At 70.9% G+C, this 17,619-nt stretch carries 14 protein-coding genes; 10 read left to right on the top strand and 4 right to left on the bottom strand.

Annotated elements, in window-relative coordinates:
* Positions 1 to 82: 82 nt before the first annotated feature.
* The 5 genes from AC5WRT_RS31735 to AC5WRT_RS31715 all read left to right on the top strand — a co-directional run bounded on the left by AC5WRT_RS31735 (position 83) and on the right by AC5WRT_RS31715 (position 4,633).
* Positions 83 to 1,021 (top strand): ATP-binding cassette domain-containing protein, encoded by a 939-nt coding sequence (locus AC5WRT_RS31735; protein WP_496097534.1) that lies wholly within the window; start codon positions 83 to 85, stop codon positions 1,019 to 1,021.
* Positions 1,018 to 1,869: an ABC transporter permease gene (locus tag AC5WRT_RS31730; protein ID WP_496097535.1), complete on the top strand. Its 852-nt coding sequence runs from the start codon at positions 1,018 to 1,020 to the stop codon at positions 1,867 to 1,869. Before AC5WRT_RS31735 ends, AC5WRT_RS31730 begins: the two co-directional genes overlap by 4 nt.
* A gap of 35 nt (positions 1,870 to 1,904) precedes the next feature.
* Positions 1,905 to 3,188 (top strand): sensor histidine kinase, encoded by a 1,284-nt coding sequence (locus tag AC5WRT_RS31725; protein WP_496100845.1) that lies wholly within the window; start codon positions 1,905 to 1,907, stop codon positions 3,186 to 3,188.
* Positions 3,185 to 3,853, top strand: coding sequence for a response regulator (locus tag AC5WRT_RS31720; RefSeq protein ID WP_496097536.1), 669 nt, complete (start codon positions 3,185 to 3,187; stop codon positions 3,851 to 3,853). Before AC5WRT_RS31725 ends, AC5WRT_RS31720 begins: the two co-directional genes overlap by 4 nt.
* A 342-nt stretch (positions 3,854 to 4,195) precedes the next feature.
* On the top strand, positions 4,196 to 4,633 hold the full coding sequence (locus tag AC5WRT_RS31715; protein ID WP_496097537.1) for an MFS transporter: 438 nt from the start codon (positions 4,196 to 4,198) through the stop codon (positions 4,631 to 4,633).
* A 265-nt stretch (positions 4,634 to 4,898) separates the two neighbouring features.
* Here the strand turns inward: AC5WRT_RS31715 and AC5WRT_RS31710 are convergent, their stop codons facing one another.
* Positions 4,899 to 5,066 (bottom strand): hypothetical protein, encoded by a 168-nt coding sequence (locus AC5WRT_RS31710; protein WP_496097538.1) that lies wholly within the window; start codon positions 5,064 to 5,066, stop codon positions 4,899 to 4,901.
* Between the two features lie 297 nt (positions 5,067 to 5,363).
* Between AC5WRT_RS31710 and AC5WRT_RS31705 the strand changes: the two genes are divergently transcribed.
* Together AC5WRT_RS31705 and AC5WRT_RS31700 are read left to right on the top strand one after the other, a co-directional pair.
* Positions 5,364 to 6,932 carry a sialidase family protein gene (locus tag AC5WRT_RS31705; protein ID WP_496100837.1) on the top strand — a complete coding sequence of 523 codons (1,569 nt, stop codon included), beginning with the start codon at positions 5,364 to 5,366 and terminating at the stop codon, positions 6,930 to 6,932.
* A 172-nt stretch (positions 6,933 to 7,104) separates the two neighbouring features.
* The gene (locus tag AC5WRT_RS31700) at positions 7,105 to 9,777 is read left to right on the top strand and encodes a glycosyl hydrolase (RefSeq protein WP_496097540.1); all 2,673 of its coding nucleotides are present in this window, start codon (positions 7,105 to 7,107) and stop codon (positions 9,775 to 9,777) included.
* A gap of 89 nt (positions 9,778 to 9,866) precedes the next feature.
* On the opposite strand, the gene AC5WRT_RS31695 is transcribed toward AC5WRT_RS31700, so the two are convergent.
* A complete protein-coding gene (locus tag AC5WRT_RS31695; RefSeq protein ID WP_496097541.1) occupies positions 9,867 to 10,088 on the bottom strand; it encodes a hypothetical protein in 222 nt (73 codons plus the stop codon).
* Positions 10,089 to 11,102: 1,014 nt separating this feature from the next.
* Here AC5WRT_RS31695 and AC5WRT_RS31690 point away from each other — a divergent pair.
* Both AC5WRT_RS31690 and AC5WRT_RS31685 read left to right on the top strand, forming a co-directional pair.
* Complete coding sequence (locus AC5WRT_RS31690; protein ID WP_496097542.1) at positions 11,103 to 12,098, top strand: hypothetical protein; 996 nt, start codon at positions 11,103 to 11,105, stop codon at positions 12,096 to 12,098.
* A 181-nt stretch (positions 12,099 to 12,279) separates the two neighbouring features.
* Positions 12,280 to 12,531 carry a hypothetical protein gene (locus AC5WRT_RS31685; protein WP_496097543.1) on the top strand — a complete coding sequence of 84 codons (252 nt, stop codon included), beginning with the start codon at positions 12,280 to 12,282 and terminating at the stop codon, positions 12,529 to 12,531.
* A gap of 63 nt (positions 12,532 to 12,594) precedes the next feature.
* Here the strand turns inward: AC5WRT_RS31685 and AC5WRT_RS31680 are convergent, their stop codons facing one another.
* Positions 12,595 to 16,758: a hypothetical protein gene (locus AC5WRT_RS31680; protein WP_496100836.1), complete on the bottom strand. Its 4,164-nt coding sequence runs from the start codon at positions 16,756 to 16,758 to the stop codon at positions 12,595 to 12,597.
* A complete protein-coding gene (locus AC5WRT_RS31675; protein WP_496097545.1) occupies positions 16,755 to 17,153 on the bottom strand; it encodes a hypothetical protein in 399 nt (132 codons plus the stop codon). Before AC5WRT_RS31675 ends, AC5WRT_RS31680 begins: the two co-directional genes overlap by 4 nt.
* A gap of 222 nt (positions 17,154 to 17,375) precedes the next feature.
* On the opposite strand from AC5WRT_RS31675, the gene AC5WRT_RS31670 reads away from it, so the two are divergent.
* Positions 17,376 to 17,576 (top strand): DALR anticodon-binding domain-containing protein, encoded by a 201-nt coding sequence (locus AC5WRT_RS31670; RefSeq protein ID WP_496100844.1) that lies wholly within the window; start codon positions 17,376 to 17,378, stop codon positions 17,574 to 17,576.
* Positions 17,577 to 17,619 lie beyond the last annotated feature (43 nt).

The following is a 17,619-nucleotide window of genomic DNA, read 5'->3' as shown; positions in this document are numbered from 1 at the left end:
GATCGGGGAGATCGTGGTCTTAGCGTGGCGGAGGAGGCGTCGGGGGTGCCCGGACGCCGTCGGTCCGAGAGAGGGAACGCGAATGATCGAGGCCCAGCAGCTCACCAAGAGGTATGGGGAGAAGACAGCCGTCGATGGTCTGGACTTCACCGTGAAGCCGGGTACGGTGACCGGATTCCTGGGCCCCAACGGAGCGGGCAAGTCCACGACGATGCGTATGATCGTCGGCCTCGACGCGCCGACGAGCGGCTCCGTGACGGTGAACGGGCAGCACTATGCCCGTCACCGGGCGCCGCTGCAGGAGGTCGGGGCGCTGCTGGAGGCGAAGTCGATCCATCCGGGTCGCTCGGCCTACAGCCACCTGCGTGCGCTCGCGCTGACCCACGGCATTCCGCGTCGCCGGGTCGAGGAGGTCGTCGAACTCGCCGGTCTCGGCAACGTCGCCAGGAAGCGGGCGGGTGCCTTCTCGCTCGGCATGGGGCAGCGGCTCGGCATCGCGGCGGCGCTGCTCGGTGATCCGCAGACCGTGATGCTGGACGAGCCCGTCAACGGGTTGGACCCCGAGGGCGTCCTGTGGATCCGGAACCTGCTCACCTCCCTTGCGGCCGAGGGGCGCACGGTGTTCGTCTCCTCGCATCTGATGAGCGAGGTTGCGCTGGTGGCGGACCATCTGATCATCGTCGGGCGGGGCCGGATGCTGGCCGACACGACTGTCACCGACCTGATCCGCGAGGCCGGCGGCGACACCGTGAGGGTCGCGACGAACGACCCCGCGCGGCTGCGGGAGGTGCTGGCCGGGCCGGGCGTGGAGATCACCGGCCGCGTCGGCTCCGAAGAACTGCAGGTCACCGGGGTGTCCGCCCGGGAGATCGGGCTGACGGCGGCCGAGCACGGGATCCCGCTGTTCGAGCTGAGCACGAAGGCGGTGTCGCTGGAGGAGGCATTCATGGAACTGACCAGGGACGCCGTGGAGTACCACGGCGCCACGACCGGCACCGAGACCTCCGGGAGCGCGGCATGAGCACCCTCACGGCAACCTCTGAGACTCCTGAGACCGTTCCGGCCGATCGGGTCCGCCCCGCCTACCGGGTGACCGGCCGACGCGTGCTGGCCTCGGAGTGGGCCAAGCTCTGGTCCCTTCGGTCCACCTGGATCACCCTCGGCCTCGGCCTGCTGTTCCTGGTCGCATTCGGTGTCATCGCGGCGAGCCACTACAAGTCCAATCTTGACTCCGGTCGGCACATGGACCGCGACTTCGCCACCGCGACGGCAGTGAGTTTGTCGCTGTTCGGCACGAACTTCGCGCAGTTGGCTCTCGGCGTGCTCGGCGTGCTGGTCACGGCGGGGGAGTACTCCACCGGCATGATCCGCTCGACCCTCGCGGCCGTACCGCGCCGGCTGCCGGTGCTGTGGGCCAAGGCGGCGGTGTACGGAGTGGTCGCACTGGTGGTCGCGACGGTCGGCGCGTTCGTCGCCTTCCTCATCGGCAGTCAGATCGTGTCCGGCACACCCGCCGCCATGGGCCTCGGTCACGCCGGCGTCGTACGCAGCCTGCTGGGCGCCGGGCTCTACCTTGGCCTGGTCGGCGTGATCGGAGCCGCCCTCGGGGCGCTGCTGCGGTCCGTCGCCGGCGGCATCTCGGTCCTGGTCGCCGCCCTCATGCTGGTGCCCGGGCTGGTCTCCCTGCTGCCCACCTCGTGGCAAGGTGACATCGACCCCTACCTGCCGAGCCACGCGGGCGAGTCGATCTTCGCGCTGACCCACGACTCCACCACTCTATCGCCCTCCGCCGGGCTTCTGGTCTTCCTCGGCTGGACGGCGCTGGCGCTGGCGGGGGCGGCGTACCGGCTCCTGCGCAGCGACGTCTGAGCAGCAGCCACCGGCATCATGGTCTGGTGAACTCCGTGACCATCGATGACCTCGGCGGGATGGGGCCGCTGGTCGCCCGGCTCGGCCGGGCCGGCCAGCGCCTCCGGCACGCCGACCGGACCCGTCCGTGGGTGCTGGACACCGCGGTGGTGGTGCTGGTCTTCCTGATGTTCTGCCTGCCGGACCTGCTGCACGGGATGGACGGGGACGGCGACGGCCCGCGCCGCTTCCACCTGGTGTTCACCCGCCCGCCCACGGTCGGGATGCTCGCGCTGCAGGCCGGGCTGGTGCTGCCCCTGCTGTGGCGGAGACGGGCGCCCGCGGTGGCCTTCGGCGCCGTCACGGCCGTGTTCGTCGTGCAGTGGTCCCTCGGTGTCGCGCTCCGTGCGGACGTTGCCCTCCTCATCGGCCTGTACAGCCTGGCGCTGCACGGACGGTTGCGGCAGCTGCCGTGGGCCTGCGCGACCATGGCGGGTGCGCTGGGCCTGGTCGCGGCGCGCGTCTCGGCGGCGGTGTCCGTCTGGGACGCGCTGTTCTTTCTGCTCAGCACGGCGACCGCGGCCCTCGCGCTCGGCCTGATGATCCGCATCAGGCGGGCCCAGCTGGCCGGGCTGCGGGACCGCGCGGCCCGGCTGGAGATCGAACGTGACCAGCGGGGCAGGCTCGCCGTCGCGGCCGAGCGGACGCGGGTGGCCCGCGAGATGCACGACATCGTCGGCCACAACCTGTCCGTCATCATCACCCTGGCCGACGCGGGCGCCTACGCCACCGCCGTCGCACCGGAGCGGGGAAAGGAAGCCCTGCACCTCATCGGTGACACCGGTCGCCAGGCACTGAGTGAACTGCGGCGGGTGCTGGGCGTGCTCCGCGAGGTGGACGGCCCGCGGGGTGTGCCAGAACTGAGCCCGCAGCCCGGTCTCCCGGACATCGACGCCCTGTGCGAGGGCGTGCGGGCCGCCGGTCTGGAGGTCGTCTACCGTACCGCTGGTGACGTCGACGCGCTCGACAGCGGGGTACAGCTCACGGTCTACCGCATCGTGCAGGAGGCCCTGACGAACACCCTCAAACACGCCGGCGCGGGCGCCCGTGCGAACCTGGCCATCGTTGTGGAGGGAACACGGCTGAGCATCACGGTCCAGGACTCCGGCCCGCCCGCACCGGTCGGCCGTCCCTGCAGGGCGAACGAGGAAGGACATGGCCTGGTGGGCATGCGGGAACGAGCAGCTCTCTACGGCGGACACGTCAGCGCGGGTCCCGCGGGACCGGGATGGACGGTACGCGCCACCCTCGACCTCGCCCCCCAGGGCGGTGGCCGGTGACCACCGTGCTCGTCGTGGACGACCAGCCGCTGCAGCGCTACGGCTTCCGCATGCTTCTGGACTCCGTACCCGAGACGGAGGTCGTCGGAGAGGCGGCCCACGGAGCCGAAGCCGTGCGCAAGACCGCCGAACTCCGCCCGGACGTCGTCCTCATGGACGTACGCATGCCGGGCATGGACGGCATCGAGGCCACGCGCCGTATCGTCGCCGCCGGCGACCGCTCCCGCGTCCTTGTCCTGACCACCTTCGACCTCGACGAGTACGTCCACGCGGCCCTGCGCGCCGGAGCCAGCGGCTTCCTCCTCAAGGACGCCCGCCCCGAGGAACTCCTGGCGGGCATCCGCGCCGTGGCCGTCGGGGACGCGGTCATCGCCCCCGCCCTCACCCGACGCCTGCTGCACGAGTTCGCCCGGCTCGTGCCATCCGGCCGCGACCGCTCCACCGAGGATCCGCGCCTGAGCGCCCTCACCGACCGCGAGCACGAGATCCTCGTCGCCATCGGCAAGGGCTGGACCAATGGCGAGATCGCCGAGCGTTTCGTCCTGTCGGAGTCCACGGTGAAGACGCATGTGGGGCGCGTCCTGTCCAAGATCGGAGCCCGTGACCGCGTCCAGGCGGTGATCTTCGCCTACGACCACGGCCTGGCCCGGCCTCAGCCGGACTGAGGGCGGCCTTCGTGCCTGGGCAGGCAGCGCACCGGCTTGTGCTGCCTGCCCCAACGCCGCTGCTGCGGGCGCCTGTTGCGTTCTCGTGCTGCCCGGCCATGGACATTCCTCGACTCCGTTATCCGGACGGAGCGGGTGGAGCTGCCGCGGACCCGAGACAGGACGTCAGCAAAAATACTTCGGTGACCGATATGGCCCGGGGTTCGGCCACCGGCGCATGAGTCGGCACCCGCCGCGGGCGAACCGGTCCACTGTGTTCACGGCCGGCCGCGCCCCGAGGGGATACGCTCGCGGCCGCACGCCTGGCGGCTGGCCGTCGGGACGGTCTGCTTCGGCGCGTTCATGGGGCAGCTGGACGCCAGCATCGTGACGCTGACCTACGGCAGCCTGCGCACGGAGTTCCACACGTCGCTCGCCGCGGTGGAGTGGGTGTCACTGGCCTACCTGTTGGCACTGGTGGCCCTGCTGGTCCCGGCCGGTCGGTTGGCCGAAGCGCACGGCCGCAAGCTGCTGTACCCGTACGGGTTCGCCGTCTTCACCCTGGCCTCCGCCACCTGCGGCCTCGCGCCTTCACCGCTCGCACTTGTCGCGTTCCGGGTGGCCCAGGCCGTCTGCGCGGCCATGATGCAGGCCAACAGCGTCGCCCTGGTGACCACCAGCGCACCGCGCGAGCGGATACGCAGCGCGGTCGACGTGCACACCGCCGCCCAGGCTCGGGCTGGCGCTCAGCCTGACGTTCGGCGGGGCACTGGTCCCGACGCTGGGGTGGCGCTGGGTTGAACTGGGCGGTTCAGCGCGTCGGCACTGATGCCGCCTCCACCGCTGCCACTCGCTCGCCGAGGGCCGCCGTCACCTCGCTCTCGTTCCCTCAGTCGCCGTCGCGGGCCTGAAACCGGCGCTGTCGCCGACGACGCCTCGCCGGTGGCAGCACAGTGGCGGAAGGCACCCGCCCGTGACCAGCACGAGCATCTCGCGCCCGCGCACACCCACCGGCGACTTCACGCTGCACGGTGCTCGACGGGCAGTGCACGGTCCTTGCCCTGCGTCATGTTCCCGGAGGGTGCTCGTGCGGCCAGCGGCGGGTGCTCGCTTCGGCGGCGGATTCGCGAACCGTGAGAACGGCGAGCAACCCGCCGATGGCATAGGCGACCAGCGTGGGCAGGACCGGCGCTGCCAGCAGGACAAGACCGCGGCCGGCGAAGGTCAGCCCCACGTTGCGACGAGCCCGGTGAGGCATCGGGGGAGGGCACTCGCGCTGGCCGACGCCACCTCGGCGCTCGGCCGGTTCCCGGAGGTCCTGCATCCGTGACTCCGCTTGCCACGGAGCAGGGCATTCGCCGTGATCACGCCCCAGACCAAGTATTGACGTGTCCTTGACCACTTCCTCCGACTCCGGCCGCACGGCGCGGGGCTAGGCTCGCCGGGCGACTCCTGTCCGGGAGACCCCGGGACCGTTCCTGCGCCAGCACAGCCCATGACGATCCGTCACTGCGGAGTTGGGGGAACAGCCATGCGCACACGTACAAGAGCGTCTCTCGTGGCCACCGCTGCCGCGTATCTGCTCGTCGCCGCGGTGGGCAGTGCGGCGGCCTCGGGCAGCGGTCGGCCCGTCCACCTGGTTTCGCCGAGTGATCCCTATGCCGCCTGTGACATCACTGGCGACGGAACCGGCACGAACTACCTGTCCGCGGAGGACGAGCCGTACGTCACCGCCTCCCCGCGCGACCCGCGCGACGCGGTCGGCATCTTCCAGCAGGACCGCTGGTCCAACGGCGGAGCCCGCGGACTGACCGCCACGTACACCCACGACGGCCGACACTTCACCGAGACCCCGCTCCCGTTCTCGCACTGCGCCCGGGGCGGACTCGACTACCAGCGTGCGTCCGACGGCTGGGTGAGCACCGGGCCCGACGGCACCGTGTACGCCAGCGGGCTGGTGTTCGACGCGACCGACGCGCGCAACGGCGTGGCCGCCTCGACGTCGTACGACGGCGGACACACCTGGAGGCACACCAGCCCGCTGATCGACGACACCCAGGCCCAGTTCACCGACGACAAGAACGCCGTCACCGCCGACCCCGTCCACCCAGGCGTCGCCTACCAGGTCTGGGACCGCATCGACGAGGACGACGCCGCCAAGGTCTACGACGGGCCCGCCTACATCTCCGTCACCCGCGACGGCGGCCGGCACTGGTCGCCGGCCCGTCCGTTCGTGGACACCTCCGTCGTGCCGCACTCGCAGACCATCGGCAACGTCATCGTCGTCGACCCGCGCACCGACACCCTCTACGACGTCTTCGACTGGCAGACCTACGACATCGACTACAGCACCGGCACCTTCACCCCCACCGACCTGCACTTCGCCATGGTCAAGTCGACCGACCAGGGCCGCACGTGGAGCAAGCCGGTCACCATCGCCAAGGACACGGCCGCGCCCGAGGTCGACCCCAACGCGCCCACCGACGCGACCAAGTCACTCCGGGCGGGCGGCGACCTGCCGAACGTCGCGATCGACCCGCGCACCGGTGAGCTGTACGTCGCCTACGAGGGCTCGGACTTCAGCGGCGGCGCCCACGACTCCGTGGAACTGATCCATTCCACCGACGGCGGCCGGAGCTGGTCGGCCCCGAGGCGGGCCAACTCTGTGCCCTCCGCGCCCGCCTTCACGCCCTCGATCAGTGTGGACGCACGAGGCACGGTGGCGATCACCTACTACGACCTGCGCTACCTCACCGCCGGGAACACCACGACCCTGCCCACCGCGGCCTGGCTCGTCACCTTCCCCCGCGGTGCGGAAGACCGTGCCGCCGAGCGCCGCGTTTCCGGCGTCTTCGACTGGCTCCAGGCCCCGTACGCCGGTGGTCACTTCCTCGGCGACTACGAGGGCCTCGCCACGGACGGCCGCTACGCCGTACGGCCGCTGTTCATCGAGACCAACGCCGGCGCGCCGCAGGACTCCACGGACGCCTACAGCGGGCTGTTGCCCACCCGGACGGGTTACGGACCTTCTGCTACGGCCATGGCCCCAGCGCGCGCGACAGGATCCCTGGTAGCCCGGCCGCACCGGTTCGATCGCTGATCGACGTACAGCCCCAAGGGGGCGGCGACGAGCGCAACTTCTGGCTCACGTGAGGCGCACGGTAAACAACGTGTCATTTTTCCTGTGATCCCTTTGTGTGACTGTTGTGGTCACGCCAAGATCCCCTCTGCGCCGGGACACCCCCATATGCCCGGTGCAGGGAGGAGAGGGCATGTTGCCCCCGAAGCACCGACGACGGTTCATGACCTGCACCGTCGTAGCGGCCGCGTTCGGACTGGTAAGCACCCAGTCGTTCGCGGCGTCGAACAACGCAAGACCCCGGCCCTGGCAGGCACGCCACCAGGCCGCGATCGGCCGACAGCACATCAAGGCGGTGCACGCGGGCCATGGCATGTCCGCGCTCGCCGTGGAGGGCGACGACGGCGGCGCCGACGAGGCGGAGAACTCCGCCGAGGCCACCGCCCAGTTCACCGAGGCCCGCACCGCACCTGGCGTGGTCGCGCCCGGCGCCTACGGAGCGGCGTGGCAGCAACTTCAGTCCATGCGGCACACGAGCGGCAGCTGGAACCACGTCACCAAGAAGGCGTACAACTCCGACGACCCCCGTTACCGCGATGTGAACTCCAACTCCAGCGGTGGCGCGGGTGACGTGACCGGCCGGATCACCGGCATTGCCGCCGACGACCACGGCTATGTCTACGCAGGCGGCGCGAACGGCGGCGTCTTCCGGTCCACGACCGGCGGCGGACACTGGAAGCCGATCTCCGACAAGCTCCCGTCGCTGTCGACCGGCACCCTGGCCCTCGACCAGCAGCAGCGGCTCTGGTACGCCACCGGCGAGTCCAACACCGGGGCGACCTCCTTCGTCGGCACGGGAGTGTACGTCCTGAAGGACCCCCGGCACGGCCAGTTCCAGCCCGGCGACCGGGTCGGCGGCGCCGAACTGGAGTCCACGGTCATCCATGCGCTGCGCTTCGCCGGCACCAAGGTCTGGGCGGCCACCAGCACCGGCGTCTGGTCACACTCCACGACCACCCTGTCCGGGCCGTGGAAGCAGGAGTTCGCCCCTGACCCGGACTATCTGCCGGGCGGTTCGAAGGCGGATGACCCGAGCGCGCCGTACAAGAACATCGCCAATGACATCGCCGTAGACCCCAAGGACCCGAACAAGGTCCTCCTCGCGGTCGGCTGGCGCGGCGGCGACACCTACAACGGGCTGTACGCCAAGGCGGACGACGGCAGCTGGAAGCCGGTCACCGGTCTCGGTGACCTGCCGACCAGCAGTGCCGACGTCGGCAACATGACGTTCGCCGCCGCGGCCGACGGCTCGCGTCTGTACGCCATCGACCAGTCCCCGGCACAGACGACCGCCAACCCGGACAGCGGCCTCAAGGGCGTGTACGTGTCCAAGAACGGCTCGCCTTTCGGGCCGTGGACCCAGATCGCGGACTACACCAAGCTGAAGGCGTCCGGATCCGCCCTGCAGACCGCGGGCTACATGCCGGGCATCCAGTCCTGGTACAACCAGTTCCTCCAGGTCGACCCGGCCAACGCCGACCACCTCTACCTCGGCCTGGAAGAGGTCTTCGAGACCAGGAACGGCGGCCAGAGCTGGACCGTGCCCGGCCCGTACTGGAACTTCCCCTTCCCCTGCTGGAGCATCGACCCGGCCAAGCAGACCGGTGACTGCTCGCCCACCGTCCACTCCGACCAGCACGCGGTCGCGATCGGCAGCTACAAGGGCAAGACGTGGGCGTACGTCGGCAACGACGGCGGCATCTACCGCCGCCCGCTGAACGGCGCGGTCGACTCCGGAGGTCACGCCAAGGACTGGCAGTCCCTCAATGACGGCACCCTCGACACCCTGCAGTACTACTCCGTGGGCGTCGGCAAGGACCTCACGTACGGCGGTGTCTCGGTCACCGGCGGACTGCAGGACAACGGCCAGTCCATCCTTCGGGGCCGTGACAAGGTCATGGGCTCCAACTTCGGTGGCGACGGCGGTGACACCGTCACCGACCCCGCCAACGGCTGCAACATCGCCCAGGAGTACGTCTACCTGGACATGTGGGTCACCCAGGACTGCGGCGTGAACAACGGTGCCTGGTCCACGGACCCGTCCAAGGCCACCGAGTACGAGGTCGCCCCGCCCGACAAGGACCAGGGCGGCAACGGCGCCCGCTTCATCGCCCCGATCACCGCCGACGCCAAGAACACCAACACCTGGGTCGCCGGCGGCCGGCACGTGTGGGTGAACAACAAGGGCTACGCCATCCGCTCCGGCAAGGAGTGGACGAACGCCTACGACCTCGGCGAGGGCCACACGGCCACGGCCGTGGCGTCCTCCGGTGGCACGGTCTACGTCGGCTGGTGCGGCCCCTGCAACAACCAGGGCTTCACACGGGGCATCGCGGTCGGCAAAGCCGACGGCACTGGCTGGCACCAGCTGAACCTGCCGGTCGACGGCACCATCCCCAACCGCTACGTCTCCGGCTTCGAGATCGACCCGGCCAATGCCCAGCATGTCTACGTGGTCATCAACGGCTTCTCCCGCCGGTTCACCGAGGGCCCCGGCGCCGGCGTCGGCCACGTCTTCGAGTCCAAGGACGGCGGCGCGAGCTGGAGGGACATCTCCGCCAACCTTCCCGACGTCCCCGCCGACACCGTCAAGCTCCTGCCGAACGGCGGCCTCGCCCTCGGCACCGACCTGGCGACCTTCTACCGTCCCACCGGCGCCAAGAACTGGCTGGTCCTCGGGCACAACCTGCCCACCACGGCCGTCATGCAGCTGCGGCTCGGCCCCGACGGCAAGCTGTACGCAGCCACCCACGGACGCGGCATCTGGTCCTTCGACGTACGACGCCTCAAGGGCCGTAAGGACTGATCGCGCCCCGTAACACCCTGTCGTACGACGACGGCCGGTGCGATCCCCGATCCCGGGGCGCACCGGCCGTCCGACGTTCAGGTCCGGCCTCACTGCACCGGATGTGCCGCCACGCTCAGCCGAAGGGTGAAGAGCCGCGCGCTCTCGGGACCCCAGGTCACGGTCACCGCCCCGATCCGTGCGGCACGCACCGTGACACGGGAGACGCCCTTGTCGTCGGTGCCGGACGAGGTCACCAGCGCCAGCATCGGATTGCTGCTGCGCGGCTGAGGCCAGGTGCCGTGCGCGCGGGGCTTCAGGAGGACGGTCACCGTGGTGCCTGATCGTACGCACAGGTTCTGGACGGAGGCGTCCCCGGGACTGTGTGTGATCGTGGCGGAGCCTGCCGTGCAGCCCGACGAGGCGGAGGCCGTAGCAGGGGCCGAAGCGGTGTGCGTCGGGGGCGGAGACAGAGTCCCGGGATGTGCTGTCGCCGGCGGCGAGGTGGACCGCGATGCCGGGGGCTCTGACGTACCGATGCTGGTCGCCGACGGTGTTGTGATGTGCGGATCGGCGTAGGGGCGCGGCGAGGTCGATGCGGACCGAGAGGCGCCACCACTGCTTCCACAGGCGCTCAGAAGGCAGGCGACCGCGACGACGGCGGTCGCGAACCACGGCCGTCCGTGTACCGGTCTGCGTCCTGGCTGCTCCAGCGCCACAACTGCCTCCTCATGTCGCCGCGCGCCACTGTGACGTCCCAGCGCGGCGCCCGGTTCCTGTCCCGTACATGGGCGGTGCGCCCCGGCGTTGCCGCAGGGGCGCACCGTGTGCCGTTCCGGATCAGCGCCGGGTCGGCAGGGGTCTCGTGATGTGCGGTGCGGCGACGGTGACAGCTCCGCGGGTGGTTGAGGCGGCGCTGCCGCCAGTGACGGTGAGCGGGCCGGCGGGTGGAGGCCCTCGCCGAAGGCTTGCCCGTTGGCCGGGGTCTTGCCGACGGTGAACACGGAGACCGCCTTTCCGCTGATGACGGAGGTGGAGATGTAGTCGCCGACCATGCTGCCCCGGGCACTGTCGGCAGCTGCCTCACGGATGGCGCGACCACCAAGGCGCGGCCCGAGCGGACCATCTGCGCCGTTACGCCCGCCGCTTCATCCGTCGCGGTCCCCTTCTTCCGCTACTGCTCTGGCAGGCGCAGCACCTTGATCCCCAAGTGCCGTCCCCCTGGCATGGCTGGCCCCGGGGCTGTCAGCGCAGGCATATAGAGTCCCGCCCGAAACTCACGCGTGACTGTCGAAGGAGTTCTGTTGGCGAGAACCACACCACCCCGGCCTGCTGAGATCGCGTCCGTGTTCCCAGAGCTGGCTCCGCTGGCACGGCAGGCAGTGCGCCTTCACCCGCGCCCCGGTGAGCCGACTGTCCACGAGAGTTCCATCGGCGGTCCGCTGCTGTGGCCAGCCGACCAGGAGTGGCCGGTCTGCACGAAGGAGCACCGCCACTACCGCGTGCTCCCTGTCTCCCTTGACGACGTCCGTCAACGCCGGGAGCTGCTCGAAGCAGCCTGGTTGCGTCCTCGCGCTCCTCGTGAGAATCTCCTCGATCCCGAGCAAAGGGCGTACCTCGACGAACTCCAGGCAGGACATCCGCCACACCCCGGCCCCAATGCGCTGCTCCCCGTTGCTCAGCTCTACCTTCGCGACATACCAGGGCTTGCCGGTCCCGAGGGCACGGACCTGCTGCAGGTGCTGTGGTGCCCCCTGGATCACGACGGGGGGCTTCCCGCAGCCCACCTCGTCTGGCGAGACTCCAGGAGCGTCGACAAGCTGCTCGCCGATCCGCCGGAACCGGTCGATGTGGACCACTACGGGCACTACGTTCCCGAGCCGTGCGTGCTCCACCCCGAGGTCGTAACCGAGTACCCCGCGCCCCATGAGTTGCCCGAGGAACTCGCGGAGCGTCTGTACGACTGGGGACGCAAGCAGTGGGCCGAAGAAGACCCCGATGAGGAGTGCAGCCCCGGCGGCGCCTACTACCAGTACGAACACTCCGTCGCGCCGGGGTGGAAAGTCGGCGGCTGGGGTCCGTGGAGCTTCTGTGACCCCTGGCCCATGCACTGCGATGTCTGTAGGGCCACGTACCAGCCGCTGCTCACCGTGAGTTCTGGAGAATGGGATGGTGGGAGCGGCAGCTGGATCCCACTCGAGGATCAGAAGGGACCTTCGGGGCCCGTCGGACTGCGTGAACCATCAGACCCGCCGATGGTGCAGATCGGCCGCGGCTACAACATGCAGATCTATATCTGCCCCACATCCTTCGATCACCCGCACCTTGAGAACATGCAGTGAGCCTTTGGCGAGGGCCCCACATCAGGTGGTCCGCCAACGATGGTGAGAGTCTTCCAACTCACGGCCGCCGACGCGGGTCTCCTGGGACCCCGACCAACTCGCCGAAGACTTCCTCGCCCTGACTCTTCCTGGTCACCCGGCCGTCCGCCGGCGTCTGGCCGACGGAGACCTCGAGGCCTTCGTGCGCGATCTGGCCCGCACCCTGTGGTCGTTCGCCCGGGTCAGGGTCGCCGGTGACCTCGAGGTCGCGCAGGCGGTGAAGGCCGCCCATGAGTCCGTCACGCTCTACCCGTCCCTGGCCGAGCGGATGCCCGGAGCGTTCACCGCGCACATCCGGGCGCTCGCCGGCATGGTGGACCCCCTTGCCGCCCATGGACACACACAGGAGGCGGCAGCTCTGCGGTCCCGCCTCCGTGCCCTGCCACTCGGGTGAGGGCAGGGGGGAGCCACTCCCGGCCGGCCGTCGGCATCCGAGTATTCGGCGGCTGCAGTCGGGTCAGCGGCCGGAACCGATCCGGTGGGCCGCGGTGCTGCGCAGGAGCTCCAGCAAGGGACGCAGGTCGCCGGGTTCGGCGGGATCGGCCAGCAGGTCGTCCAGGGCGGTCAGATCCGAGGCGGTGATCGCTGCCAGAGGGCGTTCGAGCCAGGCTGCCGGTGGGTTCAGGTCCTGCACGGCCAGATGGTGTGGCCCCTCGTAGCCGTCGTGGCCGTCGTGCCGGATGCGGTCGCCGCCGTCGCCGTAGCCGTCGTACAGCACGTACCGGCCATCGGCGGAGGACTCGAACAGCCGCAGGGGATCGGCGCCCGCGGCCATGGCGGCCAGCGGCATGGCCGTGGGTTCGAGCGTCGTCGCGTCGTAGAACAGGGGCCGTCCCAGCCCGCCCGCCCAGCCGCCCACCACGTGCCAGGCCGGGATGACGAAGAGGCGCCGCAGACGCAGCGAGCGGACCACGGCGCGGAGCAGGAGTTCGCCGTCGTGGGTCTCGAAGACGGCCAGGCCGCCCCCCGCACCCGAGAGGAGGAGTTCGGTCGGAGAGAGGAAGGCGAGGTCCTGGACACCGCCCACGTAGGCGGGGACCTGGTAGGTGCACTCGACCGATTCCAGCCGCGCGTCGGCCACGGCTATTCGGTTTCCGTCGCTGACGGCGAGCCGGGTACCGGTGGCGTCGACGGCGAGGAGGCTGCTGCGCCACAGCCCCGTGTCGAGGAGGGGGACGAACCGCAGGGGTGCGCCGGTTTCACCGACATGGGCGACCGGTGCCTGGCCCAGTCCGGCGACGAACCCGTATGCCGTGGGCGCGGTCGAGGCTCCGCTCAGTCCGGGGCCCGGGTCGAGGACCGTGGTGGCGCCGTCGGCGTATCGGACGAGCTCAGCGTCACTGCCTCTGCCGGGCGTACGGCCGCGGATCCCGACCGCTTCCCCCGGGCCGAGACAGCTCAGACCGTCGTGGTCGGCGTCTCCCCGGTAGAGCTGGACCGCCTTCGACCGCCTCAGGTCGTGGACCATCAGGTTCAACGAGTGATCAGCGGTGAACGTCTGCGACAGCACGGCCGAGCGACCGTGCGCGAAGGAGATGTCGGTGACGGCCACGGCCGGGATCCGGTGCACCACGGGCCGGCCGCGCGGCCGGGCCAGTAAGGCGGCATGCCGCCGGTTCGCTTCCATGAGGTGCGAGGCGAGGCCGTCCGGGACGCCGAAGGCGGCCCAGAACCCCGGCGGAGCCTTCCCGGCCACGCGGATCGCGTCGCGCAGCGGCACGGAGAAGAGCAGAGTCCACAGGCCCGCCCAGTCCCCGGTACGGACGAACCGGTCCGCGGCCGTGTCGATCTCATCGGCGCCGCCCCAGTCCCGCGCAGGCCGGCTGCTGCGGCGGCCGGGGTCATGAGCGTACGTCTGCCCGTCCGGGTCGAAGTCCGGGAAGGGGCTGTCGTCGGGGGGCTCGGGCTGTCGGAACAGCTGGGCGAGGTGCGTCAGTTCCGTCCGCGCGCCCGAAGGGCTCGCGCGCTTCGCCTGACGCATCCGCTCCCGCAGGATCTCGACGGGCGTCAGCGGGTGGGCCCAGGGAAGGTCCGAGATCCATGTGCCCGCCTCGGCCTCTCGCTCGTCGGCCTCGGCGCACGCGGCGGCCGCTTCCTGCTCGCGGCCGTCCGCCCGGAGCAGTGCGGCCATCTCCCGCAGCGCTCGGACGAGCCCTGCGATCCTGCCGAGGGACGCCGAGGAGGAGACGAGGCGGCGATGGACCAGCACGGCCTTCTGCGCGGCGTCCAGCGCCGACGGCACGCTGTCCGACAGCCTCCAGGCGTTCCTCAGCAGGTCGAGGGAGAGCGCGTGGTGCGAGTCGTAGGCGCGCGGATCGGCCTCGGCGAGGGGGCGCAGGATGGACTCGGCTTCGTCCGCGCAGAGCATGGCGATCACGCGCATCGCCTCGGCCCGCACCGGGTCGGTCTCCTCCTCCGCCGCGCTCACGGCGTACGAGCTCTCGTTGATCAGCGCCGTGGCGAGATGGGCTTCGTGCCGCGCCGGGTTCACGCGGGCGTGTCGGCGGAAGATGTCGGCAGCGAGCCGCAAGTACTCGAAAGCCACCTTTGAGCCCCCGACGAAGTCGGACAGCACGAAGCTCAGGTTGACGAGGGCGACCGCCAGACCGGGCTCGCAGCGCTCGGGGTCGGCCTTCGCCAGCCGCTGGTAGAGGTCGACGGCCTCCAGTTGCACGGTGCGAGCGTCCTCCAGCCGGCGGACCTCGGCCAGATGATTGCCGAGGTTGGAGAGGCTGAGCGCCAGGTGGAAGTCGTGCCCGCCCACGGGATCCTCCCGCGACAGCCGCCTGTTGATCGCGACCGCTGTCATGCCCGCACCGATGCACTCGGCCTGTCGGCCCGCACCGGCCAGGAGGTTACTCAGGTTGTTCAGCGCCTGGGCGAGATACATCTCATGGCTGATCCTCGCAGGCCCCTCGCTGCTGTCGATCAGCCGCTGCCACAGGTCCACGCCGCGCCGGACAGCGCGCAGCGCCTCGTCGGTCCGGCCCAGAGTCTCCAGATGGCCGCCGAGACTGACATGGATCTTCGCCCGCTCGGCGGGGTCGTCGTTGACCGAGAGGCGGTACGGCGTGAGCCGGACGGCGAGCGCGGCATCGCCCTCGGCCAGTTCAGCCGGTACGTCCTGGGGAAGGGCGCCGGTGAGGGCGAGCAGGACGTCGGACGAGACGTCGGGAAGATCGGCGACGACCGTGAGGACCGGGCTGCCCGCTGCGACAGCAAGGCCCGGCCGGTCCCGCAGCAGCGGGTACAGGTGCTGCCGGCCGACGTGCGGCCAGCGGGCCGCGGCCGCGGCGAGAAGGCTGAGGCCGCGCCGGAGCCAGGCCGGTGCGGCCTCACCCTCACCACGGACGAGCATCTGCGTGACGGTGGGCGCCGCCCAGCTCTGGGGAGGATAGTCGGCCCGGTGACCAGGCAGGGTGAGGGCGAGGAAGTCCTCGGCGAGCCGGTCGGGGGAGAGAGGCTCCAGGACGGTGTCCCGGGCCGGGTCGGCGGGCGGGTAGCACGCCGTGTGGTCGGCCACGACCTGGTCCACATCCATCGACGGGCACAGTCCGGCCACGACCGCGGACCCGGCAGGCCGCGGAAGCGGACCGCTGAGCGCCGCGCCGAACACCGTACGGTTCATCACGGCAGGCGGCGTGCGGTAGGCGCGGTGCGCGCCGTCGAGGTCGTGGGTCGCGCCGCCGTCGCCGTACAGCCTTGCCCAGTGGCCCTGTTCCCGGTCGAGGAGGTACACGGTCAGGCTGGTCAGGTCCTCGGGCGGGCGGGTCCCGTGCGCATACGCGTCCACGGCGACCAGCGCGGCGATGTGCAGGGCGAGGGTCAGCCCGAAGTCGGGGTGGTCCAGCGAGGCGGGCGGAGCGACAAGACCCGGCTCGTCCAGGGCGTAGCGTGCGGCGAAGGCGTTCCGGGCCGCCGTGAACATCTGCGCGCGACGACTGGTGCCACTGGGCAGTTCGGGCAGCCGCTGGGTGGAGGTGCCGGCCTCCAGCCGCGCCAGTGCCGCCCGCACGGCGGGCCAGTTGTCGCTGCTCCGGGCGATCAGCAGTACGCGGGTGCGTGTCCCGGGCCGGTGCAGCAGGGAGTTGCTGAAGAGCCAGCTCAAGTGGGTCACCGCCCACTGGTCGGCGTAGTCGACGAGCAGCAGCAGGCCGGCTGCGCCGTCCAGACGCAGTTCCTCGCTCCCCGGAGGGGGAAGGACCGTACCGGGTCCGTGGACGGCCGTGACCGCCTTCCATCCTTCGGCCAGCGATTCCGCCGCGATGCGGCCGGCCAGGCGGGTCTTGCCCTGGCCGCCGGGCGCGTGCAGCCAGCGGACGGCCAGCCGGGGGCCCTCGTCGCGCCAGCGGCGCAGGTCCGCCAGCTCCGCCTCCCGGCCGGTGAAATCCACCACCGCATAGCGCGCGTTGAGCAGGCGGCTCGGCAGCTCACGCAGGAAGGCGGGGTCCGGCGCCGGTGCCGGCCGCCAGTTCTGCAGCAGGTACAGCGGCACCCCGTCGCCGAAGACGTGGATGTCGGCGCCGATCACCCCGTAGGCGAAGCCGCTCTCCGCCCGAACCACCTGTACCGGGCCACCGGACGTCCCCGGCGGATCGGAGTCCGGCGGGGAGGCGTTCACCCGATGTCCTCCGCGCCCTCCGTGTCCCCCGCGCCCGAGTGGTAATGCACATGAACACTGCTGCCCGGGCCCAGGGCGCCGAACGCCGTGCCCCCCGTCCGGGCGCTGACGTTCTGAATCCACTGGTGCCGCTGCGGCGGGAGCTGCCGCTGCACCTCGTCGATCAGAGCCTGGAGTTCTTCCTCGGTGCCCGGGTGATCACGCAGCAGGTCGGCGAGGTCGTCCCGCCACCGTGCGACCTGGCCCGACCGCACCGCCTCGCCGTCCGCGCCGGCTGCGTCCACGCGGGCAGCGCTCCGTTCGAGCTGCGTCTCGATCTCCCGCAGGGAGCCCCCGCGCCGGGCGAACAGCGCCGCGGTCCGGGTGCGGGCCAGCTGCCAGGCGTTCGTGGCCATGGCTGCCACGATGGTTGTCGCTCCCGTCATCGCCAACGCGGCCACCGGGTCCGGCACAGCGCCTCCTCACGGTCCGGCCCCGGCCGGCGGTCCGGCCTGCCGGGGGCCCAACTCCTCTGCCGTCCCCCATTGTCCCTCATCTCCCAGGCTGTGATTGCGAGGTTCGTAGTGGGTGTGGTGTGTGGGCTGTGAGCTGGGGCGTTCGGTGCGGTCGCGCACTACCTGGAGCAGCTGGCCGGCGCGTACCACAGCTTCCACGACGCCTGCCGGGTCCTGCGGCGGGCCCGCGAGGACCCGGACGACCTCACCCGGGCCCGGCTGTGGCTGACGGACGCCAGCAGGCTGGTGCTGCGCAACGGGCTGCAGTTGCGCGAGGTCTCGGCACGGAACGAATGTGAGCGCGCAACCGCTGACCCCCCATAGCGCGATCGGTCACTGAAGCGACCCCGGCGGTGTGGACACACTG

The organism is Streptomyces sp. NTD91, assembly GCF_059510455.1.
This window is presented reverse-complemented; position numbering and strand designations above follow the sequence as displayed.

Coding starts and splice junctions, on each gene's coding strand:
- AC5WRT_RS31735 (WP_496097534.1), top strand. CDS start 83: ATGATCGAGGCCCAGCAGCTCACCAAGAGGTATGGGGAGAAGACAGCC.
- AC5WRT_RS31730 (WP_496097535.1), top strand. CDS start 1,018: ATGAGCACCCTCACGGCAACCTCTGAGACTCCTGAGACCGTTCCGGCC.
- AC5WRT_RS31715 (WP_496097537.1), top strand. CDS start 4,196: ATGGGGCAGCTGGACGCCAGCATCGTGACGCTGACCTACGGCAGCCTG.
- AC5WRT_RS31705 (WP_496100837.1), top strand. CDS start 5,364: ATGCGCACACGTACAAGAGCGTCTCTCGTGGCCACCGCTGCCGCGTAT.
- AC5WRT_RS31700 (WP_496097540.1), top strand. CDS start 7,105: ATGTTGCCCCCGAAGCACCGACGACGGTTCATGACCTGCACCGTCGTA.
- AC5WRT_RS31675 (WP_496097545.1), bottom strand. CDS start 17,153: ATGGCCACGAACGCCTGGCAGCTGGCCCGCACCCGGACCGCGGCGCTG.